This window comes from Agromyces subbeticus DSM 16689, from assembly GCF_000421565.1.
GTDB classification, from domain to species: Bacteria; Actinomycetota; Actinomycetes; order Actinomycetales; family Microbacteriaceae; genus Agromyces; species Agromyces subbeticus.
Genome location: NZ_ATXG01000003.1, coordinates 37,582 through 64,347, shown reverse-complemented (window position 1 = coordinate 64,347; position 26,766 = coordinate 37,582). Strand labels below are relative to the sequence as shown.

General features: G+C 70.8%; 29 protein-coding genes. 15 read left to right on the top strand and 14 right to left on the bottom strand.

Annotated elements, in window-relative coordinates; translation table 11 throughout:
- The first annotated feature begins 105 nt into the window (after positions 1 to 105).
- Complete coding sequence (locus H521_RS0106475) at positions 106 to 1,491, top strand: glycine--tRNA ligase (RefSeq protein WP_022892215.1); 1,386 nt, start codon at positions 106 to 108, stop codon at positions 1,489 to 1,491.
- A gap of 57 nt (positions 1,492 to 1,548) precedes the next feature.
- Here the strand turns inward: H521_RS0106475 and H521_RS0106470 are convergent, their stop codons facing one another.
- A complete protein-coding gene (locus H521_RS0106470; protein ID WP_022892214.1) occupies positions 1,549 to 3,189 on the bottom strand; it encodes a molybdopterin-dependent oxidoreductase in 1,641 nt (546 codons plus the stop codon).
- 375 nt (positions 3,190 to 3,564) lie between these two features.
- Here H521_RS0106470 and H521_RS21825 point away from each other — a divergent pair, with 375 nt between their 5' ends.
- Together H521_RS21825 and H521_RS0106450 are read left to right on the top strand one after the other, a co-directional pair.
- Positions 3,565 to 4,665, top strand: coding sequence for a S1 family peptidase (locus tag H521_RS21825; protein WP_040424005.1), 1,101 nt, complete (start codon positions 3,565 to 3,567; stop codon positions 4,663 to 4,665).
- A gap of 4 nt (positions 4,666 to 4,669) precedes the next feature.
- The gene (locus H521_RS0106450; protein WP_022892210.1) at positions 4,670 to 5,044 is read left to right on the top strand and encodes a hypothetical protein; all 375 of its coding nucleotides are present in this window, start codon (positions 4,670 to 4,672) and stop codon (positions 5,042 to 5,044) included.
- 86 nt (positions 5,045 to 5,130) lie between these two features.
- On the opposite strand, the gene H521_RS0106445 is transcribed toward H521_RS0106450, so the two are convergent.
- Entirely contained in the window at positions 5,131 to 6,000 is an 870-nt protein-coding gene (locus H521_RS0106445) for an AraC family transcriptional regulator (protein WP_022892209.1), read from the bottom strand.
- Between the two features lie 99 nt (positions 6,001 to 6,099).
- A complete protein-coding gene (locus H521_RS0106440) occupies positions 6,100 to 6,702 on the bottom strand; it encodes a TetR/AcrR family transcriptional regulator (RefSeq protein WP_022892208.1) in 603 nt (200 codons plus the stop codon).
- A gap of 98 nt (positions 6,703 to 6,800) precedes the next feature.
- Here H521_RS0106440 and H521_RS0106435 point away from each other — a divergent pair, with 98 nt between their 5' ends.
- Positions 6,801 to 7,589: an SDR family NAD(P)-dependent oxidoreductase gene (locus H521_RS0106435; protein WP_022892207.1), complete on the top strand. Its 789-nt coding sequence runs from the start codon at positions 6,801 to 6,803 to the stop codon at positions 7,587 to 7,589.
- Between the two features lie 236 nt (positions 7,590 to 7,825).
- Here the strand turns inward: H521_RS0106435 and H521_RS21820 are convergent, their stop codons facing one another.
- From H521_RS21820 to H521_RS0106420, 3 genes are all read right to left on the bottom strand, one after another.
- Positions 7,826 to 8,530, bottom strand: a complete 705-nt coding sequence (locus H521_RS21820; protein WP_022892206.1) for a GNAT family N-acetyltransferase — start codon at positions 8,528 to 8,530, stop codon at positions 7,826 to 7,828.
- 61 nt (positions 8,531 to 8,591) lie between these two features.
- Entirely contained in the window at positions 8,592 to 9,983 is a 1,392-nt protein-coding gene (locus H521_RS21815; protein ID WP_022892205.1) for a glutamyl-tRNA reductase, read from the bottom strand.
- Between the two features lie 55 nt (positions 9,984 to 10,038).
- The gene (locus tag H521_RS0106420; RefSeq protein WP_022892204.1) at positions 10,039 to 10,761 is read right to left on the bottom strand and encodes a hypothetical protein; all 723 of its coding nucleotides are present in this window, start codon (positions 10,759 to 10,761) and stop codon (positions 10,039 to 10,041) included.
- A gap of 283 nt (positions 10,762 to 11,044) precedes the next feature.
- Here H521_RS0106420 and hemE point away from each other — a divergent pair, with 283 nt between their 5' ends.
- From hemE to H521_RS0106385, 7 genes are all read left to right on the top strand, one after another.
- Entirely contained in the window at positions 11,045 to 12,217 is a 1,173-nt protein-coding gene (gene hemE, locus H521_RS0106415) for a uroporphyrinogen decarboxylase (RefSeq protein ID WP_022892203.1), read from the top strand.
- Positions 12,214 to 13,728 carry a protoporphyrinogen oxidase gene (hemG, locus tag H521_RS0106410; protein WP_022892202.1) on the top strand — a complete coding sequence of 505 codons (1,515 nt, stop codon included), beginning with the start codon at positions 12,214 to 12,216 and terminating at the stop codon, positions 13,726 to 13,728. Before hemE ends, hemG begins: the two co-directional genes overlap by 4 nt.
- Positions 13,729 to 13,828: 100 nt before the next feature.
- Positions 13,829 to 14,353, top strand: a complete 525-nt coding sequence (locus H521_RS26220) for a hypothetical protein (protein ID WP_211215484.1) — start codon at positions 13,829 to 13,831, stop codon at positions 14,351 to 14,353.
- A 19-nt stretch (positions 14,354 to 14,372) separates the two neighbouring features.
- Positions 14,373 to 14,780 carry a phage holin family protein gene (locus H521_RS0106400; RefSeq protein ID WP_022892199.1) on the top strand — a complete coding sequence of 136 codons (408 nt, stop codon included), beginning with the start codon at positions 14,373 to 14,375 and terminating at the stop codon, positions 14,778 to 14,780.
- A complete protein-coding gene (locus tag H521_RS0106395) occupies positions 14,764 to 15,069 on the top strand; it encodes a hypothetical protein (protein ID WP_022892198.1) in 306 nt (101 codons plus the stop codon). Before H521_RS0106400 ends, H521_RS0106395 begins: the two co-directional genes overlap by 17 nt.
- Before the next feature lie 4 nt (positions 15,070 to 15,073).
- On the top strand, positions 15,074 to 15,766 hold the full coding sequence (locus H521_RS0106390) for a GntR family transcriptional regulator (RefSeq protein ID WP_022892197.1): 693 nt from the start codon (positions 15,074 to 15,076) through the stop codon (positions 15,764 to 15,766).
- Between the two features lie 38 nt (positions 15,767 to 15,804).
- On the top strand, positions 15,805 to 16,920 hold the full coding sequence (locus H521_RS0106385; protein WP_022892196.1) for an SAM-dependent methyltransferase: 1,116 nt from the start codon (positions 15,805 to 15,807) through the stop codon (positions 16,918 to 16,920).
- A gap of 15 nt (positions 16,921 to 16,935) precedes the next feature.
- Here the strand turns inward: H521_RS0106385 and H521_RS0106380 are convergent, their stop codons facing one another.
- Genes H521_RS0106380 through idi form a run of 7 tightly spaced genes read right to left on the bottom strand, consistent with a single transcriptional unit; the run spans position 16,936 to position 22,656 of the window.
- Complete coding sequence (locus H521_RS0106380; protein ID WP_022892195.1) at positions 16,936 to 17,823, bottom strand: prenyltransferase; 888 nt, start codon at positions 17,821 to 17,823, stop codon at positions 16,936 to 16,938.
- Positions 17,820 to 18,188 (bottom strand): lycopene cyclase domain-containing protein, encoded by a 369-nt coding sequence (locus H521_RS21805; protein ID WP_022892194.1) that lies wholly within the window; start codon positions 18,186 to 18,188, stop codon positions 17,820 to 17,822. The genes H521_RS0106380 and H521_RS21805 overlap by 4 nt, the downstream gene beginning before the upstream one ends.
- Entirely contained in the window at positions 18,185 to 18,523 is a 339-nt protein-coding gene (locus H521_RS0106370; RefSeq protein ID WP_026481979.1) for a lycopene cyclase domain-containing protein, read from the bottom strand. Before H521_RS0106370 ends, H521_RS21805 begins: the two co-directional genes overlap by 4 nt.
- Positions 18,520 to 20,085, bottom strand: a complete 1,566-nt coding sequence (gene crtI / locus H521_RS0106365; protein WP_022892192.1) for a phytoene desaturase family protein — start codon at positions 20,083 to 20,085, stop codon at positions 18,520 to 18,522. The genes H521_RS0106370 and crtI overlap by 4 nt, the downstream gene beginning before the upstream one ends.
- Positions 20,082 to 21,002 carry a phytoene/squalene synthase family protein gene (locus H521_RS21800; RefSeq protein ID WP_022892191.1) on the bottom strand — a complete coding sequence of 307 codons (921 nt, stop codon included), beginning with the start codon at positions 21,000 to 21,002 and terminating at the stop codon, positions 20,082 to 20,084. The genes crtI and H521_RS21800 overlap by 4 nt, the downstream gene beginning before the upstream one ends.
- The gene (locus H521_RS21795) at positions 20,999 to 22,102 is read right to left on the bottom strand and encodes a polyprenyl synthetase family protein (RefSeq protein WP_022892190.1); all 1,104 of its coding nucleotides are present in this window, start codon (positions 22,100 to 22,102) and stop codon (positions 20,999 to 21,001) included. Before H521_RS21795 ends, H521_RS21800 begins: the two co-directional genes overlap by 4 nt.
- Positions 22,099 to 22,656, bottom strand: a complete 558-nt coding sequence (gene idi, locus H521_RS0106350) for an isopentenyl-diphosphate Delta-isomerase (RefSeq protein ID WP_022892189.1) — start codon at positions 22,654 to 22,656, stop codon at positions 22,099 to 22,101. The genes H521_RS21795 and idi overlap by 4 nt, the downstream gene beginning before the upstream one ends.
- Positions 22,657 to 22,732: 76 nt before the next feature.
- Between idi and H521_RS0106345 the strand changes: the two genes are divergently transcribed.
- Entirely contained in the window at positions 22,733 to 23,284 is a 552-nt protein-coding gene (locus H521_RS0106345; RefSeq protein ID WP_022892188.1) for a MarR family winged helix-turn-helix transcriptional regulator, read from the top strand.
- Here H521_RS0106345 and H521_RS0106340 read toward each other — a convergent pair.
- Entirely contained in the window at positions 23,275 to 23,727 is a 453-nt protein-coding gene (locus H521_RS0106340; protein WP_022892187.1) for a pyrimidine dimer DNA glycosylase/endonuclease V, read from the bottom strand. The genes H521_RS0106345 and H521_RS0106340 overlap by 10 nt on opposite strands.
- Before the next feature lie 108 nt (positions 23,728 to 23,835).
- Here H521_RS0106340 and hemQ point away from each other — a divergent pair, with 108 nt between their 5' ends.
- Genes hemQ through hemC form a run of 3 tightly spaced genes read left to right on the top strand, consistent with a single transcriptional unit; the run spans position 23,836 to position 26,764 of the window.
- Positions 23,836 to 24,573 carry a hydrogen peroxide-dependent heme synthase gene (hemQ, locus tag H521_RS0106335; protein ID WP_022892186.1) on the top strand — a complete coding sequence of 246 codons (738 nt, stop codon included), beginning with the start codon at positions 23,836 to 23,838 and terminating at the stop codon, positions 24,571 to 24,573.
- Complete coding sequence (locus H521_RS0106330; protein ID WP_022892185.1) at positions 24,573 to 25,796, top strand: ferrochelatase; 1,224 nt, start codon at positions 24,573 to 24,575, stop codon at positions 25,794 to 25,796. The genes hemQ and H521_RS0106330 overlap by 1 nt, the downstream gene beginning before the upstream one ends.
- Positions 25,793 to 26,764 carry a hydroxymethylbilane synthase gene (gene hemC / locus H521_RS0106325; protein WP_026481978.1) on the top strand — a complete coding sequence of 324 codons (972 nt, stop codon included), beginning with the start codon at positions 25,793 to 25,795 and terminating at the stop codon, positions 26,762 to 26,764. Before H521_RS0106330 ends, hemC begins: the two co-directional genes overlap by 4 nt.
- Positions 26,765 to 26,766 lie beyond the last annotated feature (2 nt).

Sequence of the window (26,766 nt, the reverse complement as noted above, 5' to 3'; positions counted from 1 at the left end):
GCTCGTTCGCGCCCGCGCCCGCCCGTAGGATGGTGACACCGTGTCGTCTTCCGGCATTCGCCCGATCCCGACCTCTCGCCCGATCCCAGGACCATTGGAGCCACCGTGGCCGCACCCAGCCGTCTCGAATCCGTCATCGCCCTCGCCCAGCATCGGGGGTTCGTCTTCCAGGCCGGCGAGATCTACGGCGGATCGAGGTCTGCGTGGGACTACGGGCCCCTCGGCGTCGAGCTGAAAGAGAACATCAAGCGGCAGTGGTGGCGGTACATGGTCACCGGCCGCGATGATGTCGTCGGCCTCGACTCGAGTGTCATCCTGCCCAAGCAGGTGTGGGTCGCCTCCGGCCACGTCGGTGTCTTCACCGACCCGCTCGTCGAGTGCCTGCACTGCCACAAGCGCTTCCGCGAAGACCACCTGCTCGAGGCGTTCGAGGAGAAGAAGGGCCGCGCCCCCGAGAACGGCATGGGCGACATCGCCTGCCCCAACTGCGGCACCCGCGGCCAGTGGACCCCGCCCCGCGACTTCAACATGATGCTGCAGACCTACCTGGGCCCGGTTCAGGATGAGTCGGGGCTGCAGTACCTCCGCCCCGAGACGGCGCAGGGCATCTTCACCAACTTCGCCAACGTGCTGCAGGCCGCGCGCATGAAGCCGCCGTTCGGCATCGGCCAGATCGGCAAGTCGTTCCGCAACGAGATCACGCCCGGGAACTTCATCTTCCGCACGCGTGAGTTCGAGCAGATGGAGCTCGAGTTCTTCGTCGAGCCCGGCACCGACGACGAGTGGTTCGAGTACTGGCTCGACTACCGCTGGGACTGGTACGTCGACCTCGGCGTGAACCCCGAGAACCTGCGCCGCTTCGAGCACCCGGCGGAGAAGCTGTCGCACTACTCGAAGCGCACCGTCGACATCGAGTACCGCTTCGGCTTCACGGGCGGCGAGTGGGGCGAGCTCGAGGGAGTCGCGAACCGCTCCGACTTCGACCTCAAGACCCACTCCGAGCACTCGGGCAAAGAGCTGTCGTACTTCGACCAGTCGAAGAACGAGCGCTGGATCCCCTACGTGATCGAGCCCGCGGCCGGCCTCACCCGCTCGCTCATGGCCTTCCTCGTCGACGCGTACGACGTCGAAGAGGTGCCGAACGCGAAGGGCGGCGTCGACACCCGCACCGTGCTGCGGCTCGACCCGCGCCTGGCCCCCGTGAAGGCCGCCGTGCTGCCGCTCAGCCGCAACGAGCGCCTGTCGCCGCTCGCCCGCGAGGTCGCCGCGTCGCTGCGCAAGCACTGGAACGTCGACTTCGACGACGCCGGCGCGATCGGCCGTCGCTATCGTCGCCAAGACGAGATCGGCACGCCGTTCTGCATCACGGTCGACTTCGACTCGCTCGACGACAACGCCGTGACAGTTCGCGAGCGCGACAGCATGGAGCAGGTGCGAGTGCCCCTCGCCGAGCTCGAAGGATACCTGGCAGCACGGCTCATCGGCGCGTAGCGCCGCGCTGCCGTGCAGGGCCGCGTGGCCGGTCATGACCGGCCACGCGGCATCCACTCAGCTCACTCGAATGAGCAGGCGCTGCCAGCCGCTCGAGCCGTCGGGGGCGATCGGGGCGAGTTCCTCGGTCTGCAACGTGCCGTCCTTGTCGGTCGCGCGCACCGTGAGGTAGTGCGTGCCGGCCGTGGCCTGCCATTCGAGGAACCACTGCACCCACGTGTTGCCGCTGATCGGAGTCGCGAGGGTCGCCTGCTGCCAGGCTCCGTCGTCGACCCGCACCTCGACCTGTTCGATGCCCACCGGCTGCGCCCACGCGACGCCGGCGATCGTGGTCGGGCCGGCCGTGACGGCCGTGACGATGCGCGGGGTGTCGATGCGCGACGAGAGCTTGATCGGGGCCTTCGCGCTGTAGCCGCGCGGGGTCCAGTACGCCTCGTCGGCGTCGAACCTCGTGACCTTCAGCTCCGTGAGCCACTTCGTGGCCGACACGTAGCCGTAGAGGCCGGGCACGACCATGCGCACCGGGAAGCCGTGCTCGAGCGGCAGCGGCTCGCCGTTCATGCCGACCGCCAGAATGGCGTCGAGACCGTCGTCGGTGAGCGACTCGAGCGGCGTGCTCGCCGTGAACCCGTCGACGCTGCGTGAGAGCACCATGTCAGCGCCCGACGTCGGCGATGCGAGTCGCAACACCTCGCGCACCGGAACGCCGAGCCAGATCGCGTTGCCGAGCAGCTCGCCGCCGACCTCGTTCGAGACGCACGTGAGCGTGACGGCGTACTCGTCGAGTCCCATGTTCACGAGGTCGTCGAAGCTGAGCTCGATGCGACGATCGACCATGCCGTCGATGGTCAGGCGCCACGCCGCCGGATCGACCGACGGCACGACGAGCGCGGTGTCGACCCGGTAGAAGTCGGCGTTCGGGGTGACGAGCGGGCTGATGCCGGGGATGTCGAGCTCGGCGCCGGCCGGGATCACGACGGTCGACCGCGGAGCCGGCAGCTTCAGCGCCCGGCGGATGGCGGCGATCGACGAGGTGGTCGCCGTTGCGATGCGGGCCCCGACGCCGACGACGAGCGCGGATGCCGCGGAGATGGCCGCGATGCGGAAGAACGCGCGCCGGTCGACGCCGGGCGCGGGGCGGCGTTGGGCCGGGTCGGCGGGGTCGGCCGGGTCGGCTGGGGTGCTGGGCGCCGAGGCTGCAGGTGCGGCCGCGGGGGCGGCCACTGCCTCACGCCACGCGCGCAGCCGACGCACGAGCACGACGAGCAGGATGCTGCCGACGACGCTGCCCACGACGGGCGGGACGAAGGCCAGCGGTGTGGCCCCGGCGCGCGTCACGATCGCGGCGACCGACAGCGCCCCGGCGATGCCCATCGTGATGACGCCGAGCGGGGGACGCAGCAGTTGCAGCACGCCGGCGAGGGCTGCCGCGATGACCACAGCGAGCCCGAGGCTTGCGAGCAGTACCGGTTTGTCGTTCTCGCCGAACGTGGCGATCGCGAACTCCTTGAACGGCTGCGGCACGATGTCGATCACGAAGGAGCCGACCGCGAGGATCGGGCTGCCATCGCGAGCGACGGCGAGGGCGATGAGTTCGGCCACGGCGAGGAACGCGCCGGCACTCACGATGCCCGCGATCGCGGCCCACCACCAGAAGCGTCGTCTGGGCGGCCTCGAGCCGCTCGATCCATCGTTCATCGCACGACCTCCGCATCGGCAGGCACGCGAACGACCCGCTACAGGGTGTTCGCCACCGAGGTGGGATCGGATTGGATGGATGCCGGCCAGCGAGCGTGTCATAGCGGGTCTGTCTCGGAGGACACCGTTGCGGGGAGGAACGGCGTCGCCCGCCAACGCGCAACGGACGCAGGTGCTACGTCTAGCGAAGCCTCTCGGCAATCATTAGGCTGACGGCACTCGCGGTCCTCGGTGCTGATGGAGGTTGCATGTCGAAGCCCCCCGTTCGGTTCGGGTTCGGGTTCGCGTTCGCGTTCGCTCTGACGTTCCTGATTCTGGGGTCACAGATCGAGTACTTGCCAAAGGCAAACGCCGCGTCGATCCCTCTCGGCTGACGTGTCGCTGATCGCCGCATCGGCACCCCACAACTCCGACATGGACGCCTTTGAGAAGGCTGCGGAGTGGCAACTCGAGGCGAGCAACGCCATCACCCTTGTTCGTGAGACCTACCCGTCTGACTACGCGGCGGGCTGGTTCAGTGGAACAGCAGTGAATGTCGCCTTTGCATCAGAAGTCCCAGCGGGTGCGAACGACATCCTGGCGGCTGCAGGTTACCCGTATGCAGTCATCGAGAACTTCGGAGCGTCGGAGTCCGAGATCATTTCTGTCGGCGATCGCGTGCACGCGGAGGCGATCGAGTTGGCGGGCCCGGGCGTCGAGGTTGCTTCGGGTCCGATCATTCCCGATCGAGTATTCGAGATCACGATCGCCGGTGAACCTCAGAACGGTCGCGGCGATCTCGCCGACCCGGCCGCGATCGCATCCGAGATAGTAGCCCGCGTCGGCGCTGAGAGCCTCCGAGGCTTTGGTGTAGCGGTTCACCTATCGAAACCTGAGGATTTGGGCGACGCCGGATGGGGGCAGGCGGGTGGGACCGCCATCAATGCCACCGACGGACAACCATCGTGCACGTCGGGATTCGTGGTCACCGCGGCCGTCGGTTCTGACCTGGGCGTGATCACCGCGGGACACTGCTCGAACAACCTCCAGCAAATCTCCCCGAACGGCAACTTTCTCTTCAACTTTCGGGCTGAGCACCTGGGTGCCAGTGGTGACATGCAATGGATGCGGAGCCCGGTGATGATGGATGCGTGGTTCCACTACGACCACGGGCTTGGCCGGCCGGTCACCGGGAAGAACGCGGTGTACGTCGGCTCCTCCATCTGCGTGTACGGGCGAAACGGTGGGCGCAAGTGCGGGAACGTCGATGCTGTCAACCAAACCCTGACCACGTCGAGCGGCACAGCAGGCGGTTTGGCGCGAACAACCGGGACGGCGGTGCAGCAGGGCGATAGCGGCGGGCCGGTGTATCTGAACACGACCGCGCTCGGGGTCATCAAGGGATTCGGAGCATTCAATGACTTCTTCACGCCCATCGAGCCGATTCTCTCGAGGTTCCAACTCCAGCTCTGCCTGGACCCACCCGGTTGCCAATAGACGGTTGCGCGGGCATGGAATCATCGTCGTAGTCTCCGTCGCGCTGCTGCTGGGCGGATGCGCGGCCGAGGAGCCGTCAGGACTTCTCACGTACCCGCTGCCGGAGGACTGGGTCGCGGATGCTGGGCTGAAGGTCGGAACGCTCGCATTCGTGGACGACTGTCTGCGATTCGAGGACGGCGCCATCCCAGTCTTCCCCGACAAACTTACGACCTGGGACGGCACCGTTCTCACCTTCGCGGGCGAGGAGTACCGACTCGGCGACGAGATGAAGGTCGCCGGGGGGAGTCCCGTTGACGGCGCCACGGTATCGGTCCCCATCCCGGAATCGTGCGGCGACGGTCCGATAGTCGTCGTCGGCCCCCCGCCCCGTAGCTGAGCGCCCGGCGTAGTCGTGGCGTCTCCGCGCACCGCAGGCGTCCTCAACGGCGTGATCGCCTGGGCGCGGCATTTATCGGACACGCCCTACGCGCGTTCCACCGGCAGCCACAGTTCGCACGTCGCCGTGCTGAAGTCGGCGGCCCGGTCGAGCACCGCCACGATCGACGGGCCCGGCCGCAACCGCCACGGGTTCGACGGGAACCAGTCGGTCGCGGTCGCTGCCCATGCCGACTGCAGGGCCGACGGGTAGGAGCCCGCGACGTGGAACACCGCCCAAGTGCCGGCCGGCACCTCGATCGCGTCGAGGTCGTCGGGCACCGTGGTCGCCTCGCTGACGGCGACGCCGTGCAGGTAGGTGAGTTCGCTGCCCTCGGCGTAGTCGGGGTCGACGTCGGCGCTCACCTGGAGGAGGCCCGACGGCTCGGTGTCGCTCAATCGCTTGAGGCGGGGGTGCTCGGCCTCGGGCAGCGTGGCGATGTGCGCCTGGATGTGCGGATTGACGCCGTGGTGGATGAGCGGCACGCGGGCCGAATGCCCGACGAGCCGGAATGCCGGTCGGTCGGTGATGCGAGTGTCCATGGGGGAGTTCCCTTCTACGGTCAGGCGGAACCTGAGCTGCGGTTGTGAGCGAAGGGGGCCGCCGTCTCGGCGCACGTCGGCAGGGCCGACGCCGTGCACCGATCGGAACGCTCGGTTGAACGCCTCGGTCGAGCCGTAGCCATGGCGAACGGCGATGCCCAGCAGGTCACCGTCGTCGGCGAGCACTTCGGCAGCCGCGACGGTCATGCGGCGTCGCCGCACGTACTCCGACAACGGCATGCCGGCCAGCGACGAGAACATTCGGCGCAAGTGGTACTCGGTCGTGCCGAGGCCGCTCGTCACTGCGGAGATGTCGATCTCCTCGGTGAGGTGCTCGTCGATGTACTCGACGAGCCGGTTGAGTGCTGCGATCACGGTCGCCCCCTTTCACTCACCAGCCTGCCCGCGAGCCTCGACCGGCACCCGACTCTTCCGGTTCGATTCGATCGCAGTGCGTGCACGAGCTCGTGCCGCTCAGGGGTGGGTGCTCCCGGTGCCGATCGCACGCAGCAGCACGTCGACCGTCGCCCGGGTGGCGTCCTCGACCGACATGCCGTCGAGGAGATCGCCGGTCGCCAGGGCGGCGATGCCGTGCACGCTCGCGAAGATCACGAACGCGAGGCGCTCGGGATCGCCGGGCAGCACCTCGCCCGCAGCTTGCGCTTCGGTGATGAGCGCGATGGTCGCACGCATGCTGCCGCGGGCGGTCTCGACGAGCGCCTCGCTCGCGTCGGCCTCGTGCTTCACGGCGTACATGAGGCCGAGCAGTGCGGCGTTGTCGACGGCGAACGACACGTAGGCGCTCGCGACGGCGAGGAATCCGACATCGAACGAGCCGGATGTCGCCGCGGCATCCGTCATCGCCCGGTTCAGGCGCTCGAAGCCGTCGAGGGCGAGTGCGTCGAGGAGTGCGCGCTTGTCGCGGAAGTGGCGTGCCGGCGCCGCGTGGCTGACCCCCGCATCGCGTGCGAGCTGGCGGAGCGAGAGCGCCTCGACGCCCGACCGTTGCACGGTGCGCTCCGCGAGCTCGAGCAGTGTCTCTCGCAGGTGCTCGCGATGATAGGCGGGGGTCGACACATCTCGAGTGTAGCCGAGATGTAGGCATTGACAACATGGCGTTCGATCATGCATGATGTTGTCACTGACAACATCATGCACTTCGATCGGAGCACCGAATGTCCCGCAACCACGCCGGAACCGCCGCCATCATCACGGGCGCGAGCTCGGGCCTCGGCGCCGAGTTCGCTCGAACCCTCGCTGCGCGCGGCGCGAACCTCGTGCTCGTCGCCCGCCGCGAAGATCGCCTGGTCGCACTCGCCGACGAGCTCGCCGCCGCGCACGGGGTCGCGGTGCATCCGATCTCCCTCGATCTCGCCGCGGCCGGCGCCGTCGGGACCCTCGCCGCGTTCGTGCGCGATCGCGGCCTCACCATCGACTCGCTCGTCAACAACGCCGGGTTCGGCATGCACGGCCCTCTCGTCGATGCCGACCCAGCGCGCATCGACGAGCAGGTGCGGCTCAACGTCGGCGCACTCGTCTCGCTCACTCGCGAGTTCCTCCCGGCGATGACCGCCTCGGGCCGGGGCATCCTCGTGAACGTGGCGAGCACCGCGGCATTCCAGCCCGTGCCCACCATGGCGGTCTACGGGGCGACGAAGGCATTCGTCTTGAGCTTCACCGAGGCGGTCGCCTTCGAGACCCGCGATTCGGGTCTGCGCGTCACGACCCTCTGCCCCGGCGCCACGCGCACCGAGTTCTTCGAAGTCGTCGGCACCGAAGAGGCGCGGGTCGGCCGCTACCAGACGCCGGCGCAGGCCATCGCCACGGCGATGCGCGCACTCGATGCGCGTCGCACGCCGGCCTCCGTGGTCTCGGGCGCCGGCAACGCCGCGACGGCGGTGTTCGCTCGCATCATGCCGCGCTCGATCGTCGTGCCCATGACCGCTCGCATCATGTCGCGGTGACCGAGGTGCGCGCAGGCTCCACCGCTGCACGTGAGGTTCGAACGTATGTTCCACAGCCTGTGGATAACGTGTGGAGAACTGCGCCCTCGAGCGATGGAGAACGGCCTTTGCGCCGTGAACGGGGGGCGCGCCGTGCGGCGTTCACCGCGTAGCTTCGATCGAGTGCGCGCCTGGCCCACCCAGCCCGAAGGTGCGCGCCGCCGGCTTTCTGATCGGCGGAGAGCGCCCGGCGTCCCTCAGGCCGTCAAGCCCGCCGCGGCGCTCTCGACATCACGTGCCCGGCTCGCCGACCACTCGCGCTGTAGCACGCCGTAGAGGGCGGTGTCCTGCCACTCGCCGTCGTTGAACTGCTCTTCGAGAATCGTCGCCTCGCGCCGCATGCCGAGACGCTCGCAGAGCGCGGCGGATGCCGCATTGCGGGCGTCGAGGAAGGCCTGCATGCGATGCGGGTTGAGCGTCTCGAACGCGAAGTCCCTGATCGCGAGAGCAGCCTCGCGCGCGTAGCCCTTGCCCTGGAAATCGGGGTGCACGACCCAGCCGAGCTCGAGCTGCGCATGCTTGACGCTCGAGACGCGCACCATCATGTCGCCGATCACGCGGTCGTGCCCGGCGCCACCGAGAGACGGCGCGCCCGGCAGCGACATCGCGAGCACGAAGAAGTCGCCGTCGGCGGCGAGCACCCGCGCCGCGGCACGGGTCGCGGTGTGGGCGTAGGCCTCGACTTGGGCACGCTCGGGCCATGGCAGGTAGACGAGCACCTCGGGAAGCCGTTGGTACTCATACACATCCGCGGCATCGGATGCCTCGAGCGGACGCAGCACGAGGCGTGGCGTGCGCAGCGGTGATTCGACGAGCGAGGTCGCATCGAAGGGGAACCGCAGGGCGGGCGGGCCGTCGGCCTCGGGCTGGATGGTGGGCGCTGGCTCAGTGGACTCGTGCATCGACAGGATCGTATCGTGAGCCTCCGACGACGAAGCGTGAGCGAGAAGCGGTGCGTGCCGATCAGGCCGTGGCGACCGTGCCCGCATCGTCGACGCCGGCGTCGCCGGCGTTTGGAACCGCGCGTGCCGCGCCACCCGCATCGGGTGTCACGCCGAAGATCGCGGCGAGGCCGTCGATCCAGGCCTGTTGTTCGCCGGCCCGGGCGAGCTCGCGCGAGCGCACCATCGGGGTGTGCAGCAGCACGCCGGCCATGTGCCGCAGCGCAGCCTCGGTGCGGCCGTCGTCGTCACCGCGGGTGCGCGCACGCTCGATCTCGCCGTCGAGGATGTCGAACACGTGCCGCCGAAGGGCGACGACGGCGGGCGCGACGTCCTGCTCCTCACGGCTCTCGCCGAAGGCGCGAGCGGCGCCGCTGACGATCGCGCGCGCGGCGTCGGTCGCCCCGAACTCTTCGAGCGGCGCGTGGATGCGGATGGTCTCGAGGTCGAGCAGCTCGACGCCCGGTACCTCCACGACGTCTGGGGCGACGTTGCGGGGCAGCCCGAGGTCGATCACGAGCTGGCGTTCGGCGATGACGGCGTCGGGCCGCGCGACGAGGCGAAGGGAATCGGCGACGCCGGCGTCAGCACCGGCGACGGGAGCGAGCCCGGATCGGCCGGCCTCGAGCATCGCCCGATCGACGACGTGGTGCTCGGCCGTGGTGCAGGTGACGATGACGTCGGCGCTCGCGGCAGCTGCGGCGACCTCTCGCCGGCCGACGGCCTCGATGCCGTGACCCGCGGCGAACTTCGCGGCGCGGCCGGAGGGCGAGAAGACGCGCACCTCGGTGACGCCGCGGTCGCGCAGGGCGGCGAGGGAGGCGCCGGCGAAGCGGCCGGTGCCGACGAGCAGCACGCGGGTGCCGGCCCAGTCGGTGACGCGGCTCTCGGTGAGGTCGAGCGCGAGACGCACGAGCGAGCGGCCCTCGCCGCCGAGCCCGGTCTCGTTCTTCACGCGCCGGGAGATCTGCGAGGCGCGCTGGAAGAGTCGTTCGAGGTCGGGCGTCGTGGTGCCCTCGGTGCGAGCGCGTTCGAGCGAACGGCGCACCTGCCCCGCGATCTCGCCCTCGCCGACGACGACGGATTCGAGACCCGACGCGACGGAGAACAAGTGGCCCGCGACGGCGTTGCCGTGCACGAAGCCGAAGGTGGTGCGAAGCTCGTCGGGCTCGAGGCCCGCGACGGCGCCCACCGCGTGGATCGCCTCGTGCACTGCGGGCACGGGCGACTCGCCCTCGGCGGCGTCGAGGTCGAGGTAGGCCTCGAAGCGATTGCAGGTGGCCACGACGACGGCGCCCTGCACGGCCGGATGCCCGTTGCGAATGCGTGGGCCGGCGGCATCCGCGGTCGCCGAAAGACGCTCGAGCATGTCGAACCCGGCGTTCTTGTGACTCGCGGAGAGGCAGATGAGCACGAAGGGATTCTACTCGCCGTCGAATCAGGGTTCGCCCAGAGCGACTTCGGGGGTCTCAGCGTGCGGCGAGCACCGGCGACTGGCGCACGATCTGGATGGGCGCCGTGAGCGGCGGAACCTCGAGGCCTTCGGCCGCGAGGGCCTCGCGGTGCTTCGCCTTCCAGCTGCGCACGACGGCGTAGAAGGGGGCGTCGCACAGCGCGTAGCGGCCGGGACGTTCGGCGGCGAACACGATGGGCAGTTCGACGCTGACGCCGGCACGGCGCACGCGGAGCACGAGCACCGAGAACGACGAGTCGCCCGCGACCATCGAGTCGCTGCGGATGCCGCGAACCTCGCGCCAGGCGAAGTGCGCGGCACGCCGCGGCCGGCGGCCGCCGTTCCAGAACGAGATGCCGAGTTCGTCGGCCACGATCGAGTAGCGCGCCGCGAGCGCGACCGCGCGCGGATCGTCGGCCGTCAGCTCGGTGAGGCCCGTCACGAGATCTCGGCTGCGGATGCCGCAGCTCACCTCTCCGCGCACGCTCGCCTCGAGCGCGCGTCGCCGGGCGCGGGCGCGTCCGAGTTCGCCGAGCCGAACGAACATCCAGACGACGGCGGCCAGCACCGCGAGCCCCGATGCGGCCACGGCGATGCGCTCGACCGCGGGCACGTCGGGCAGTCGCAGCATGAGGCGCTCGAGCGCCGGGGCGCCGGCGATGAGCACGCCCACGACGATCGCGGCGACGGCGGCGATGGCGAACGTGATGCCGACGCGATGCGGCGCGGCCGCGTTCATCGCGCGACTCGCGCAGATCGGGCGGCGGGAGCGGGAGCGGGAGCGGGAGCGGGGTCGAACCGGGTGCTGCACTTCATCGGGGGCATGGCTTCTCCGTGGGGGGCGGAGGCGCACGAGGTGGGGGCGACGTGCGTCGTCGTGCTCGGGGGCGCACAACGTCTCGACCTTAGCGTCGAAGGCGGCGCGAATGTAAGGCCTCCTGCCGATGGAAGTGAGCAGACGTCGACATCGGGCATCGCTTCTGCACAGCTCCGTCCCCAGCTCGATACGCGACAATTGTTTCGTGATCCTCCCCCCGCAGCATCCGCTCTCCGCCGGCCTGACCTCCGACTCGCGTCTCGTGCGTGCATATAGAGGAGAGCGCTCCGACGTCACCCCCGTGTGGTTCATGCGGCAGGCCGGTCGCTCGCTGCCCGAGTACCGCGACCTCCGCGTCGGCACGCGAATGCTCGATGCCTGCCTCGAGCCCGCGATGGCAGCCGAGATCACCCTGCAGCCGGTGCGTCGGCACCGGGTCGACGCCGGCATCTTCTTCAGCGACATCGTCGTGCCGCTCAAGCTCGTGGGCGTCGATGTCGAGATCCAGCCGGGCCGCGGGCCCGTCTTCTCGAGGGGCTACGCGGATGCCGCTGGCGTGGCCGAGCTCACGGCGATCGACCCTGCACGGCTCGACGAGGCATCTGCCCCGATCACCGAAGCAGTCGGCCGGGTGGTCGCCGAGCTGAACGCCACTCCGCCGAGCGGTGGTGGCGCGGCGGGCTCGAACGAGCCCGGCAGCACCCCGCTCATCGGCTTCGCCGGCGCGCCGTTCACCCTCGCCGCCTATCTCGCCGAGGGCGGCCCGTCGAAAGACCACCTCGCCGCGCGCACGCTCATGCACGCCGACCCCGGCGCCTGGCGTGCGCTCATGGACTGGACGGCGGAGCTCACCGGGCGGTTCCTGCGCACGCAGGTGCTCGCCGGGGCATCCGCCGCCCAGCTCTTCGACTCGTGGGCCGGTGCGCTCTCGCTCGCCGACTACGAGACGCACGTCGCGCCCGCGTCGACCAAGGCGCTGGGCTTCGTGCACGACCTCGCGTACGAGATTCCGGATGCCACGGGCGACGCTGCTGCCCGCGCGACCCGCAGCGTGCCCGTCGTGCACTTCGGCGTCGGCACCGGCGAACTGCTCGGCGCGATGCACGACATCGGCGTCGACACGGTCGGAGTCGACTACCGCATTCCGCTCGACGTCGCCGCGCAGCGCATCGGCGACGGTGTGCCGTTGCAGGGCAACCTCGACCCCGCCCTGCTCGCCGCACCGTGGCCCGTGCTCGAGTCTGCCGTGCGCGAGGTGCTCGAGCGCGGGCAGTCGGCCCCCGCCCACGTCTTCAACCTCGGCCACGGCGTGCCGCCCGAAACCGACCCGACGGTGCTGACCCGCGTGGTGCAGCTCGTGCACGAGGCCTCGGCATGACCGGAGGCGCAGCACCCCTCGAGCCCGTCATCGAGCGCTCGACCGCCGACGTCGTCGTGGTCGGCGGCGGCGTCGCCGGTCTCGTCGCGGCCCTCGAGTGCGCGAAGGTCGGGCTGCGGGTCACCGTGCTCGAGCGGCGTGACGAGCTCGGCGGATGCGTCGGCCGCATCGAGCTCGACGGGCTGACCCTCGACAGCGGTGCCGAGTCCTTCGCCACCCGGGGCGGTGCCGTCGCCGAACTGCTCGACTCGCTCGGGCTCGGCGACGAGGTCGAGAGCCCGAACCCCGCGGGCGCCTGGCTCGTGATGCCCGGCAAGCAGGGGCGGCCCGATGCGGCACCACTGCCCAAGACGGGTGTGCTCGGCATTCCGGCGAACCCGCTCGGCGACGATGTGCGCCGCATCATCGGCTGGGGCGGCGCGATCCGCGCGTACGGCGACCGGCTGATGCCGATCCTCCGCATCGGGCGCGCCCACAGCCTCGGTCAGCTCGTGCGGTCGCGCATGGGCCAGGCCGTGCTCGACCGGCTGGTCACGCCGATCTCGGCCGGCGTCTACTCGACCGACCCGAACGAGCTCGACCTCGACGTCGTCGCACCGGGTCTCAACGAGGCGATGACCCGTGCCGGCTCGCTCTCGGGCGGCGTCGGCCAGCTCGTCGAGGCGCGCAAGGCCGGGGCGGCGGTCCGCGGCATCCGCGGCGGCATGCACCGCCTCGTCGACGCGCTCGAGCGCGAGCTCGACCGGTTCGACGTCACGGTCGTTCGCGGGGTAGAGGTCACGGGCCTCGAGCGAGTCAGCGCCGACGCGGCATCCGGATGGCTCGTCATCGCGACCACCGACGACGGCGAGCTGTTCGTCACCGCACCCGACGCCGTGCTCGCGGCATCGGGGCACGTCGCCCTCGGTCTCGTCGAGGCGGCCCTCGACGGCTGGGCGACGAGCCCGAAGCCCGCTCCCGACATGACGAGCAGCACGTGGCCGCCTGCGGCATCCATCGAGCTCGTCACCCTCGTGCTCGACGCGCCAGACCTCGACGCCGCTCCGCGGGGCACCGGCGTGCTGGTCGCGGCCGACACCCCTGGCGTCACCGCGAAGGCACTCACCCACTCGACCGCGAAGTGGAGCTGGCTCGCCGAGTCGGCCGGCGGCCGGCACGTCGTGCGCCTCTCCTACGGTCGCGCGGGTTCGTCGAATCCCCTCGACGGCCGCTCCGACGCCGAGGTCGCAGGGCTCGCCCTCGCCGACGCGTCGCTGCTGCTGGGCGTGCCACTCGACGAGCGGATGCTGCGCGCCTCGGGCCGTACCATATGGCGCGACGCGCTCTCGCAGGCTGCGCTCGGGCAGCGCGACCGGGTTCGCGCGCTCGAGGACGCGCTCGCCGCAGAGCCCGGAGTCGAAGCCACCGGATCGTGGGTCGCCGGCACCGGCCTGGCCTCCGTCGTGCCGCACGCACTCGAGGTCGCGCGGCGAATTCGGCACCGTCGGGTGCACCCCGACGGCACTGCATAGCCGGAACGGAATATTTCGACGCAACCCCCTTGCGCCGGTTCGTGCGGGGTCTACGCTGGAACAGTCGCTGTGGTGAACCACAGGGGGAGATGGGGTGCACATGAAAGGCAAGATCCTCTTCGTCGTGGGGCTCGGAGTCGGCTACGTGCTCGGTACGAGAGCCGGTCGTGAGCGTTACGAGCAGATTCGAAAGGCAGCGCAGGGCGTGTGGAACACGCCGGCCGTGCAGCAGGGCGTCGACACCGTCAAGGGGTTCGCGGCCGACAAGGTCGGCGATCTCTCCGACACCGTGCTCGACGGCGTGAAGTCGTTCATCGGCAATGCCACCCGCGGAGCAGGGGCGACCAAGCACGACGTCAGCAGCGCGACCACGGCCGCGAAGCGCAATGTGTCGAAGGCCGCCGAAGCAGCCAAGTCGGCGGTCGATTCCGCAGCATCGGGTCTCGACGACGCGATCGACGAGGCCGCGAGCTTCGCGTCGACCGCGGCGTCATCGAACTCGGCGGCGAAGTCGGCGGCCAAGCCGGCCGCGAAGCGCACCGGTTCGGCATCGGGCAGCACGTCGACGGCCAAGGGCACCACCGCGGGTCGGGCGAACGCCAAGCCCGCCGCATCCGATTCATGACCGTGGAGGTGACCGCGCGATGACCGCACCCTCGAACGACGACCGATCGCTCTTCACGCTGATCGGCGAGCTTCCCGACACGATCTCGTCGCTCGTGCGCGCCGAGATCGACCAGATCAAGGCCGAGGTCTCCTACAAGGTCAAGCACTTCGGCATCGGCTCGGGCCTCGTCGCCGGGGCAGCCGTCGTCGGCGTCTTCCTGCTGTTCACGCTGATCACCACCGCCATCTTCGCGCTCGCGCTCGTGATGCCGGCCTGGGCCGCCGCGCTCACCGTGTCAGGCGTGCTGCTGCTGATCATCGTCGTGCTGCTCTGGATCGCGTACATCAACTTCAAGCGCGGCTCCGAGCCGCTCGAGTCGGTCGAGAGCCTGAAGGCCGACCTCGACGCCCTGAAGGGAACGGGTGACTATGACCGCCGCTACTGACGCGCGCAACCTCTCCAAGCGCGACACCGCGACGCGCGAGCGCAACCTCACCCGCTTGCAGGCGAAGGTCGCGTCGCAGCGCGCCCGCGCCGACTTCGCCGCCACGCTCAACGCGCTCGAAGACAAGCTCAACGTGCCGAAGCAGGTCGGCATCCGAACCGAGCGGGCGAAGGTCAGGCTGCGCCGCTTCGCCGACGAGCAGCCGGTCGCCGCGATCGCGGCCGCCGTGGGCGTCGTGGCCGCGGTCGGGGTCACCGTCTGGCTCGTCGTGCGCGCGAACCTCGACTGATCGCGTGACCGAGGCCACCAGCTCGGCCTCCGGGGCGACGGCGGTCGACCGCGTCGCCGCCCTCGTGCGCGCCGAGATCCTGAGCGGGGTGCTCGCCCCCGACACGCCGTTGCGCGAAGAGGCGGCGTCGGAGAGATACGCGGTGTCTCGGCACACCGTGCGCGCCGCGTTCCAGCGGCTGGTCGCCGAGCGGCTCGCCGTCGCCGAGGCGTATCGCGGAGTGCGGGTGGCGAGCTTCGATCGCGCGCACGTCATCGCCCTGCAGCAGCTGCGTGCCGCGCTCGAGGTCGAGGCCGTGCGCATCGCGGCCGATCGCTTCGGCGATGCGTGGCCCGAAGCGGTGCTCGCGCCGGCGAACGATGCGCTCGACCGGCTCGCCGAGCTCGCCGCCGCCGCTCGTGAGACCGAGACCGAGCCCGCCGCCGATGCCGACGACGTCGACTGGCTCGAGGTCGAGCGCATCCACGCCGACTTCCACCGGGCGATCGTCGCCGCGTCGGCCAGCCCGCGAATCATCGAGGCGCACGACGCGATCGGCAGCGAGTTGCTGCTCTTCCTCCTGCACGTGCGCCCGCACTACACGCTCGAGAGCCTCATCGCCGAGCACCGGGCGCTGCTCGACGAACTGCCCGAGCGCGGGCCCGACGCGTTGCGCGAGCATCTCGAGCACTCGACGCGGCTGCTCGTGGGCGAATAGGAGTCCGGCTCGCGCCGGTCGATCGGAAGGATTCGACGATGAGGTCGGAAGAGGACTCCAAAGACGCAGCTGTCGATCGTGATGCCGACGCGGTGACGGCATTCGCCGACCGCATCTTCGCATCAGCTCTCGGCGGCATCGAGCTGCTCAGCATCTACCTCGGCGATCGGCTCGGCTGGTATCGCGCCCTCGCCGACGGCGAGCCGCTCGACGCGTCGACGCTCGCCGCACGCACCGGCACCCACGAGCGCTATGCGCTCGAATGGCTCGAGCAGCAGGCGGTGAGCGGCATCCTGACCGTCCACGATGCGAATGTCGTGGCATCCGCCCGCCGGTTCGCCCTGCCTCCTGCGCACGCCGAGGTGCTCGTCGACGCCGACTCGCTCAGCTACCTCGCGCCGCTCGGGCGGTTCCTGGCGGCGACGGCAGGGCAGCTCCCTGCACTGCTCGACGCCTACCGAACCGGCAGCGGGGTCTCATGGGCGCAGCTCGGCGACGATGCCCGCGAGGCGCAGGGCGACATCAACCGGCCGTGGTTCCTGCGGGAGCTCGCGCGTGCGCTCGCGGGCGTTCCCACAGTGAACTCGGTGCTCTCCCGTGCAGGTGCCCGGATCGCCGATGTCGGCAGTGGGCACGGCTGGTCGGCGATCGGCATCGCGCAGGGGTATCCGGGCGCTCGCGTCGAGGGGTTCGATGTCGACGAACCCTCGATCGCGGCGGCACGCGGACACGCGCAGGCGGCGGGAGTCGCCGATCGGGTTCGGTTCCATCACGTCGCAGGTGAGGCGCTTCCCGAAGAGGCAGTGTTCGACGCCGTGTTCGTCTTCGAGGCGTTGCACGACATGCCACGACCGGTCGAAGTGCTCGAGGCGATCCGGCGCGCCGTGCGCCCTGACGGCGTGGTCGTGATCATGGATGAGGCCGTCGCAGCAGGGTTCGCCCCCGACGGCGACGAGACCGAGCGGATCATGTACGGGTACAGCCTGCTCGTCTGCCTGCCCGATAGCCTCTCGACTCCCGGGTCGGTCGGCACGGGCACGGTGATGCGGCAGTCGACCCTCGAGCGGTATGCCAGGGAGGCGGGCTTCGCGGGCATCGAAGAGCTGCCGATCGAGGGCTTCGCCTCGTTCCGGTTCACCCGGCTTCTGGTCTGACCCTGAGCGCTCGGCTCAGGCCGTGATCGCCGCGAACCAGATCAGCAGCATCGTCACGAGGAACCCCACGACGTAGTTGATGCCGAGGAACCGCCGCCACCCCTCGTTCGCCCGCCCCGACTCCGCGTCGCTCACGTTCCGGTACGGCGCCGCCACCGCGACGTAGGGCACGACGAGCAGCGCGGCGAGCGGCCCGGGCCAGGATGTCGCGAGCATGAGCAGCCCGGCGAGCGCCCACGCACCCATCGCGAACCGCACCGTGCGCCGGGCGCCCAGCACCGTCGCGATCGACGCGATGCCACCCTCACGGTCGGGCACGACGTCTTGCACGGCACCGAACGCGTGGCTCGCGACGCCCCAGGCGAGAAAGCCGAGCAGCAGCGCGACGAGCTGCTGGGTGAACGCCGCCCCGGCGAGCACGAGGCCGTAGACCGCCGGGCTCACGAAGTGCACGCTCGACGTGAGCGAGTCGACGAACGGCACCTCCTTGAACCGCAGCCCGGGCACCGAGTACGCGGCGATCGCGAAGAGGCTGATAGCGAGCACCGCCCACGACGCCGGCCCGCCGAGCGCGACGAGCACCACGACGAAGGGCACGCACGCGACGATGGCGGCGATGATCGTGAGCCGGTGCCGACCGGGCACGAGCAGTGCGCCCTCGACGCCGCCCTTGCGCGGATTCGCGGCATCCGATGCGTAGTCGAACACGTCGTTCACGCCGTACATCGCGAGGTTGTAGGGCACCAGGAAGAAGAGCGTGCCGATCACGAACGCGAGATCGACCTCGCGGGAAGTCAACAGGTACGCGGCCGCGAACGGGAACGCCGTGTTGACCCAGCTGAGCGGCCGCGAGGCGGTGAGCAGATCGGTGACGGCGCTGCGACGGCGCGTGCCGACGCTCATCGATCGCGCCCCGTGTCGCTCGCGATCCACGTCGCCCGTCGGCCGTCGCTGCGCCGGTGCCCGCTGCCGCCATCGCCACTGCCGACCAGGTTCCACACTCCGCTGAGCAGCAGCACGCCCGCGATCGGGTAGGCGAGGTCCTCGATCGGTGCGAGCCCGAGCCTCAGACCCGAGATGTGCTCGTCGGCGTAGCCGAACAACCCCGTCGCGATCATGATCGAGTCGAACGCGACGGTCAGCACCACGAGCACGAGCATCGTGAGCAGCACCGCGCGACCGTGGCCGCGCGGTGCGTGCCGCCAGCCGATCGCCGCGACGACGATCGCGACGACGACAAAGCCGATCGAGAGCAGCAGATAGGTCACCGGTGAGACTCCCTCGCAGCGATGAGGCGCACGGCGCCGGTGTAGAGCACGAGGGTGAGGTAGCTGAGGAACGCGAGGAAGACGAGCTCTTCGACCGGCAGCTCGGGGGCGAGCAGAATGCCGGTGCTCACGGCGTTATCGCCGCGGTGGAAGATGCCGAGCCCGATGCCGGCGAGATCCCACACCAGGAAGAACGCGACGCCGACCCCGAGCACGATCGCCGCGCGCCGCGGCGTCCGCGACCTCGGCGATGCGAAGACGAGTCGGTACCGCACGTCGAGCAGCACCATGCACGCGATGCCGCCGAGCAGCACTGCCAGGTAGACGACGCTCATGCCGGCACGCTCCTCGCGACCGGTTCCGCGAGCGGCCCTGCGCCGCGCTCGCCCCGCAGTGACTTCGCCACGAGTTCGGCGCTGATGAGGCACATGGGCAGGCCGATGCCCGGCACCGTCGTGGCACCCGCGAAGAACAGGCCGCGTACCGAGCGCGAGGCCGTGCGCCCGCGCAGGAACGCGCTCTGGCGCAGCACGTGCGCCGGGCCGAGCGCCGAGCCGCGCCAGGAGTTGAACTCCGCCTCGAAGTCGCCAGGGCCCACCGTGCGGCGCACCGCGATGCGGCCGGCGAGGTCGGGGATGCCCGTCCACGAGGCGAGCTGCGCGATGGCGGCATCGGCGATGCGCTCGACTGTGGGGTCGCCCTCGCCGTCGAGGCCGCCGCGGCCGATGCCGGGATCGGCCGGCACCGGCACGAGAACGAAGAGGTTCTCGTCGCCGGGCGGCGCCACCGTGGAGTCGGTCGCGCTCGGCCTGCAGACGTAGAGCGAGGCAGGGTCGGGCACCGACGGCGAACGACCGAAGATGCGCTCGAAGTTCCCGTTCCAGTCGGCGGTGAACAGCAGGTTGTGGTGCTGCAGTTGCGGCAGTCCGCCGCGAACACCGAGCATCACGAGCACCGCGCCGGGGCCAGGGTCCACCCGCCGCCGCGCGGCATCCGACCGGTCGTGCGCTGACGGCGGCAGGAGTGCCGTCTCGGTGTGGTGCAGGTCGGCGGCCGACACGACGACCTCGGCCTCGTGACGTCGTGGGGCGCCCGTCGCGTCGACGAAGCGGATGCCGCAGGCCGCGCCTTCTTCGACGTCGATGCTCGTGACCCGGGCGTTCGTCACGATGCGTGCGCCGGCGCCCCCGGCCAGTCGGGCGACGCTGTCGATGACCTCGCGGAATCCGCCCATCGGGTAGAAGACGCCGTCATCGAGGTCGAAGTGGCTCATCAGGTGGTACATGCTCGGGGCGGCCGACGGTGAGGTGCCGAGGAAGACCGCGGGATAGCCGAGCACCTGCCGCAGGCGCTCGTCGCGGAACCGCCCGGCGACGAAGCGGTCGAGCGGTTGCAGCAGCAGCCGACCGAGCCGCCCGAGGCGGCGGAGCACCGCCGGCACGAGCAGGGCGCCCGGTGCCGAGAAGTCGTTGTAGAGGAAGTGCTCGAGCGCAAGGCGCGTGGTCTCGTGGGCCGAGTCGAGGTACCGCTCGAGCTCCCGGCCGGCCCCCGGCTCGATCGCCTCGAAGGCCGCCGCGGCGCGATCCCGGTCGGCGGCGAGGTCGAGCGGCTCGTCGTGGCGTTCGAAGAACACTCGGTAGCCGGGGTCGAGGCGCACGAGGTCGAGCTCAGCCTCGGTACTCGTGCCCATGAGCCGGTAGAAGTGCTCGAACACCTCGGGCATGAGATACCACGAGGGGCCGGTGTCGAACCGGAACCCGCGGGTGTCCCACCGCCCCGCTCGGCCGCCCACAGTCTCGTTCGCCTCGAAGACGGTGACGTCGTGCCCGTCGCGAGCGAGGAGCGCCGCTGTGGCGAGCCCAGCGATACCAGCGCCGACCACCGCGACCCGGCTCACGGGGCATCCGCTCGGTGCGCGGGTTGCGGCCGCGGTTGCAGTCGCGGTCGCGGTCGCGACACCGTCGCGCGGGCGAGCAGCAGCAGCTTCTGCGGGGTCGGCACGCGCACCCGCACGGTCAGGAGCTCGCTCGCAGGCGTGCGGCGCAGCCGTTCGGAGAGGGCCGAGAACAGTGCGTGCGCTGCGGCGACGGCCCTGCGGCATCCGCTCGGCAGCTCGGGCACGACCGCGCCCGCGATCGCCAGATCGCGATCGATGTCGTCGAGCAGCCGGGTCTTCTCTGCTTCGGTGAGGTGCGCCGGATCGATGCCGGGAAAGTAGCGCCGCCCGAGCGTGGCGTAGTCGTCGGCGAGGTCGCGCAGGAAGTTGACCTTCTGGAAGGCGGCGCCCAGGTGCTGCGCGCCGCGCCGCCACCGCTCGTCGCGCTCTGCGTCGGCGGGCAGCCCGTCGCTGAAGGCGCGGAGGCACATCAGGCCGACAACCTCGGCCGATCCGTAGACGTAGTCGCGCAGTTCGGCGTCGTCGAAGTCGACGGGTTCGAGGTCACGGCGCATCGACGCGAAGAAGGGGCGGGTCAGCTCGGCCCCGAACCCCGTCGCCCGCGCCGTCTGTGCAAAGGCGTGCACCACGAGGTTCGAGCTGTAGCCGCGGTCGATCGCCCGCTCGGTCTCGGCCTCGAGGCCATCGAGCATCGCACGCCGTTCGGCCGGGGCGAGCCCGGCCTCCTCGGCCGGCCCGTCGACGATCTCGTCCGCGATGCGCACGAGCGCGTAGATGTCGGCCACGTGCGCGCGCACCGGGCGGGAGCAGAGCCTGCTCGCGAGGCCGAACGAGGTCGAGTACTGCGAGATCACGTGTGCCGAGCCGTGGCGCGCGGTGCGGTCGTAGAGGGCGAGGCCGGTCGCCGGCGCCGTCATCGCACACGCTCCACGCAGTCGCGAGCCGAGGCGCTGAGCCCGTCGCGAAGCCGCGCTGGCAGGCCGGCGGCTGCGATCGCGTCGATGGCACCGGCGCAGCGGGCCGCGATGAGCTGCTCGACCCGCGCCAGGGCGCCGCTCGACTCGATCGTCGCCCGCAACCGGCCGGCGGCCGCGTCATCGAGATCGGCGCGGCCGAAGTCGCCCGCGACCGCCGACCAGGCGTCGTGCTGCCGGGCGTAGGCGATGAGCAGCGTCTCCTTGCCCTCGCGCAGGTCGCCGAACACCGACTTGCCCGTGACCGCGGCGGTGCCGTAGACGCCGAGCACGTCGTCGCGCAACTGGAAGGCCACGCCGAGTTCGCGCCCGATCTCGCCGAGGCACTCCACCGCATCGGCGGGTGCACCGGCGAGCACCGCGCCCGCCTGCAGGGGCGCGCTGAACGAGTACGACGCCGTCTTGTTCTCGATCATGGTGAGGATCTCGCGCTCGCCGGGTGCCGCTCCCGCCTGGTGCACATCGGCGTGCTCGCCCGCCGCGGCGAGGAAGACGCACTCGTCGATGATCTCGAGCAGCCGGTTGCGGATGCCGCGTGGCGCGTCGAGCTCGGCCACGAGACGGTGCGCGCTGCTGATCAGCAGGTCGCCGGCGAGAATCGCGGATGCCTCGCCGTACTCGTGCGCACGGGCGGTCGAGAGCCCGCGGCCGATGGCATCGAGCGCGAAGCGGCCCGCGACGTTCGGAACTCCGCGCCGCACGAGGTCGTGATCGATGACGTCGTCGTGCATGAGGAATGCCGTGTGCAGCAGCTCGAACGCCGCGGCGAGACGCACGGCGTCGACCGAGCCTGCGTCGACCGAACCGTCGAGCGAGCCGGCGACCGAGCCTGCGTCGGCGAAGGCCGAGTAGGCCGCGAGCGCGAGCTCGGGCCGGATGCGCTTGCCGCCCGCCGTGGCATCGCGGGCCGCCTCCCAGAGCCGGGTGTAGTCGTCGCCGTGCGCGGTCGCCCGCTGCACCCGGTCGGCGAAGAAGGCGTCGAGCACCTCGTCGACGGTGCCGGCGCCGCTCGCGACGGCCCGGTCGAGGGTCAGCCCGATCATGACGCGACCGCCTCGGGCAGGGAGCCGCCGAGGAACGGCAGGAGCCGCGCCTGCAGTGCCAGCCACGGGCTGAATGCCCATGGCGCGTGCTCGATCGCCGAGGCGAGCCGCCGCGGATGCACCCACGCGAAGTCCATCACCTCGCCCGGGTGCGGGGTGGGCGAGGTCGTCGATCGCGCCGAGTACACGGGGCACAGTTCGTTCTCGACGATGCCCGAGGCATCCGTCGCCCGGTAGTGGAAGAACGGGAGCACCGGCTCGATGCGTTCGAGCTCGAGCCCCAGCTCGAACTCGCCCCGCCGGCGGATCGCGTGCACGAGGGTCTCGGCAGGAGCCGGGTGCCCGCAGAACGAGTTGGTCCAGACGCCCGGCCAGGCCTGCTTCGAGAGCGCCCGCCGGGTGACGAGCAGTTCCTCGCGCTCGTTGAACACGTGGCACGAGAAGGCGAGGTGCCGCGCGGTGTCGGCCCCGTGCACGCTCGACTTCGGGGCTCGGCCGATCGGCCGATCGTCGGCGTCGAGGAGCACGACCTCTTCGATGTCGGTGAGGGTCATGCGAGCTCCAATCATTCACTGCTTAGGCTAGTAGTTAGCTTAGCGAGAAATATACATGACTGGCTAGAATCGTTCCATGGCAACTGAGCGGCAGCCCCGGCACGACATCGCCGCCGCCATGCACGATCCGCGCATCTCCGACCGCGACGAAGAGCTCGTCAGCCGTGCCGGCCTCGACGACACCGAGGTCGACCAGATCGTTCGCGTCATGCAGAGCCTGCGTGGCTGGCACGACGCCGAACGGCAGATGAGCGAGGCATCCCGCCGCTACATGAAGCTCAACGCCAACGACATGCGCGCGCTCCGGTTCCTCATCGCGGCCCGCAACCAAGGCGAGATCGTCACCCCCGGCGCCCTCACCGAGTACCTCGGCATCTCGAGCGCCTCGACGACGAAGCTGCTCGACCGACTCGAGCGCGGCCACCACGTCACGCGATCACCCCACCCCACCGACCGGCGGGCGCTCGCCATCGCGGTCACCGAGGCCACGCGCCTCGTCGCCCGCGAATCGGTCGGGCGGCAGCACGCCCGCCGCTTCGCTGCCGCAGCCGAGCTCACGCCCGACGAGCGCGAGGTCGTCATCAGATTCCTCGACGCGCTGAGCGCGACCCGGCTCGATCAGGACTGAGTCGGAGCCGCGACCGCTCTCTCCCACGACGCGACCGGGCCGTCGACCACGTCGAACAGCGGATGCGGCTCGGCGACCTCGAGCGAGGTCCACTGCTGCGCGAGTTCCGGCGAGCGTGCAGCCAGCTTCGCCCGCAGGTGCGACCACTCGAGGGCCAGCTGGCCGCTCGCCACCTCGATGCGGATCGGCGCCGCGCTGCGGCGATGCACCTTGCTCGCGTCGAAGCGGTAGCCGCGGGCGGTGGCCTCTTCGGCGACGCCGGCGAGGTAATCGCCGATCGCGCCCGTGGCATCGGGAAGCTCGCGGAACCGTTCGAGCTGCGGATGCCGCGTGTAGCCGCGCGTCGCACCCTCGAGCACGGCCTGCGCGAGCAGGGCCTCCCGCCAGCACGCGGTGAGCCCCTGTCGGTCGAGGTAGCGCGGGTGCAGCGACCAGATTCTCATCCGTCGAGCGTACGTCGGGCGCCGTCGCACGCGGCAGGCAGGCCTCTGCTCACGTTCGAGCCTGTGACTTCTTTTGGCCGTTCACGCGGAAAGGGGGAGACTGGAGACATGTCTTCCCCCGCTGCCGAAGCGGCAGCCGACGCGCTCCGTCCCGATTCCGAAGCCGGCGAGTCTCCCGAGGGGTTCACGGTGTTCGCCGTGCTCCGCCGGGACCCGGCGAGGCCCGATGACTACGACGGCCACGATGTGCGCCGCATCGTCGACGAGCTCGACGGCGTCATCTCGCTCGTCGAGAACGAGGGCATCACCCTGCGCGGCATCTACGACGTCTCGGGCCTGCGCGCCGACGCCGACGTCATGCTGTGGCTGCACGGCCCGACCGCCGAGGGCCTGCAGTGGGCGCTCCGCGAGCTGCGCCGCGCCCGCATCCTGAAGCACCTGCTGCCGACGTGGAACGCCATGGGCGTGCACCGCGACGCCGAGTTCAACAAGCGGCACGTGCCCGGCTTTCTTCGCGGCATCGAGCCGAAGTCGTGGCTCACGGTCTACCCCTTCGTGCGCAGCTACGAGTGGTACCTGCTTCCCGAAGAGGAGCGCAGCCGCATGCTCGCCGACCACGGCCGCAAGGGCGCCGCGTTCCGCGGCGCGATCGCCAACACGGTCAGCGCCTTCGCGCTCGGCGACTACGAGTGGCTGCTGCCCATCGAGTCCGACGACCTCACCGAGCTCGTCGACCTGATGCGCGACCTCCGCGCCACCGATGCCCGACGCCACGTGCGCGAAGAGGTGCCGTTCTACACGGGCCGCCGCATCACCACTGCCGAACTCGTGGAGGTGCTGCAGTAATGGCAGCGGTCAACCTCGGCCGCAAGCCGGCCCCCGCAGCATCCGCCCCCTGTGCACCCGGCGCTGTCGTGCCTGGTGCGACTCCCGCGGCGCAGGCCGGCCCCGCGCACGTCACCGAGCCCGTCGCCTACGACGCCATCCTGCTTGCCGGCTTCGGCGGCCCAGAGGGGCAAGACGACGTCATCCCGTTCCTGCGCAACGTCACGAGCGGCCGCGGTATCCCCGACGAGCGCCTCGAAGAGGTCGCGCACCACTACCGTCACTTCGGCGGCACGAGCCCGATCAACCAGCAGAACCGCGAGCTGAAGGCCGCGCTCGAGGCCGAGCTCGCAGCACGTGGCATCGATCTGCCGATCTATTGGGGCAACCGCAATTGGCACCCCTACGTCAACGACGCGCTCGCCGAGGCGAACGCGGCCGGCCACTCGAAGCTCATCGCCATCGCGACGAGCGCCTACAGCTCGTACTCGAGCTGCCGTCAGTACCGCGAAGACTTCGCCGACGCGCTCGAAGACACCGGCCTCGGCGACGAGGTGCAGATCGACAAGGTGCGGCAGTTCTTCGATCATCCGGGCTTCGTCACGCCGTTCGTCGAGGGTGTTCGCGACGGGCTCGTGGGCCTCGAGGCATCCGTGCCCGGCCTCGATCGCACCACCGAGGTCGAGGTGCTCTTCGCGACGCACTCGATTCCCTCGACCGACGCGGCGAAGTCGGGGCCCGGTGAGCGCGGCTTCGGCGAGGGCGGCGCCTACGCCGCGCAGCACCGTGCCGTCGCCGAGGTCGTCATGGCCAAGGCAGGGGCGGCGGATGTCCCGTGGCAGCTCGTGTACCAGTCGCGCAGCGGCCCGCCGTCGATGCCATGGCTCGAACCCGACATCAACGATGCGATCGAAGAGCTTCCGGCCGCGGGCCGGAAAGCCGTCGTCATCGTGCCGCTCGGCTTCGTGAGCGACCACATGGAGGTGCTCTGGGACCTCGACAACGAGGCGCTCGAGACCGCCGAGCAGCAGGGCCTCGCCGCCGTGCGCGTGCCGACGCCCGGCACGCACCCCGCCTACGTCGCCGGCCTCGTCGACCTCGTGCTCGAGCGCGTCAACGGCACTCCGGTCGCCGATCGGCCGGCTGAGACAGAGCTCGGGCCCTGGTACGACGTGTGCCGCCCCGGCTGCTGCGAGAACGTGCGGCTCGGCTTCCGGCCGGCGCTCGCGGGGATTGCACCGTGAGCGGCGTGAGCGCCGCGGGCGGCGTCATCCGGGTCGGCACCCGCGGCAGCGCACTCGCCATGGCCCAGACCCGGCAGATCTCCGAACGGCTCGGCAAGGCCGCGAAGGCCGAGATCGAGCTCGTGCCGATCACCACGCAGGGCGACACCTCGCGCGCGTCGCTCGCGACGATCGGCGGCACGGGCGTGTTCGCCGCGGCGCTTCGCGAGGCGCTGCTCGCCGACGAGTGCGACGTCGTCGTGCACTCGCTGAAAGACCTGCCGACCGCCGAGCACGAGGGCCTTCGGCTCGGTGCCGTGCCCAAGCGGGCCGACGCCCGCGATGCGCTCTGCGCGCGCGACGGGCTCACGCTCGCCACGCTGCCCGCCGGGGCCCGCGTCGGCACCGGCTCGCCGCGACGCATCGCCCAGCTCGGCGCCGCCCGGCCCGATGTCGTCGCGGTCGACCTGCGGGGCAATGTCGACACCCGGCTCGGCAAGGTCGAGGCCGGGGAGCTCGACGCCGTGCTGCTCGCCGCCGCCGGCCTCGGCCGGCTCGGGCGGGCCGATGCGGTGACCGACCTGCTGCCGCTCGCCGACTGGCCGACCGCGCCGGGGCAGGGCGCCCTCGCCATCGAGGTGCGGCGCGCCTCGGGCGACCGTTCGCTCGAACGCGCGCTCGAGGCGATCGATCACGGCCTGACCCGGGCGACGGTGCTCGCCGAGCGGCTCGTGCTGGCCGGTCTCGAGGCCGGCTGCTCGGCGCCGATCGGTGCCACGGCCTTCATGGAGGACGAACTTCTCTTCCTGTCGGCGACCGTGTACAGTGCCGACGGGGCGCGGCAGCTCGTGAGTTCGCACGCGGCCACCCCTGAAAGCCGCAGCGCTGCCGACCTGGCAGACGCGGCACGCGATGTCGCCGAACGCGTCGTCGCGGAACTCCTCGGCAACGGCGCCGCCGAACTTGCACCACCTGAGGAGTCGCAGTGAGC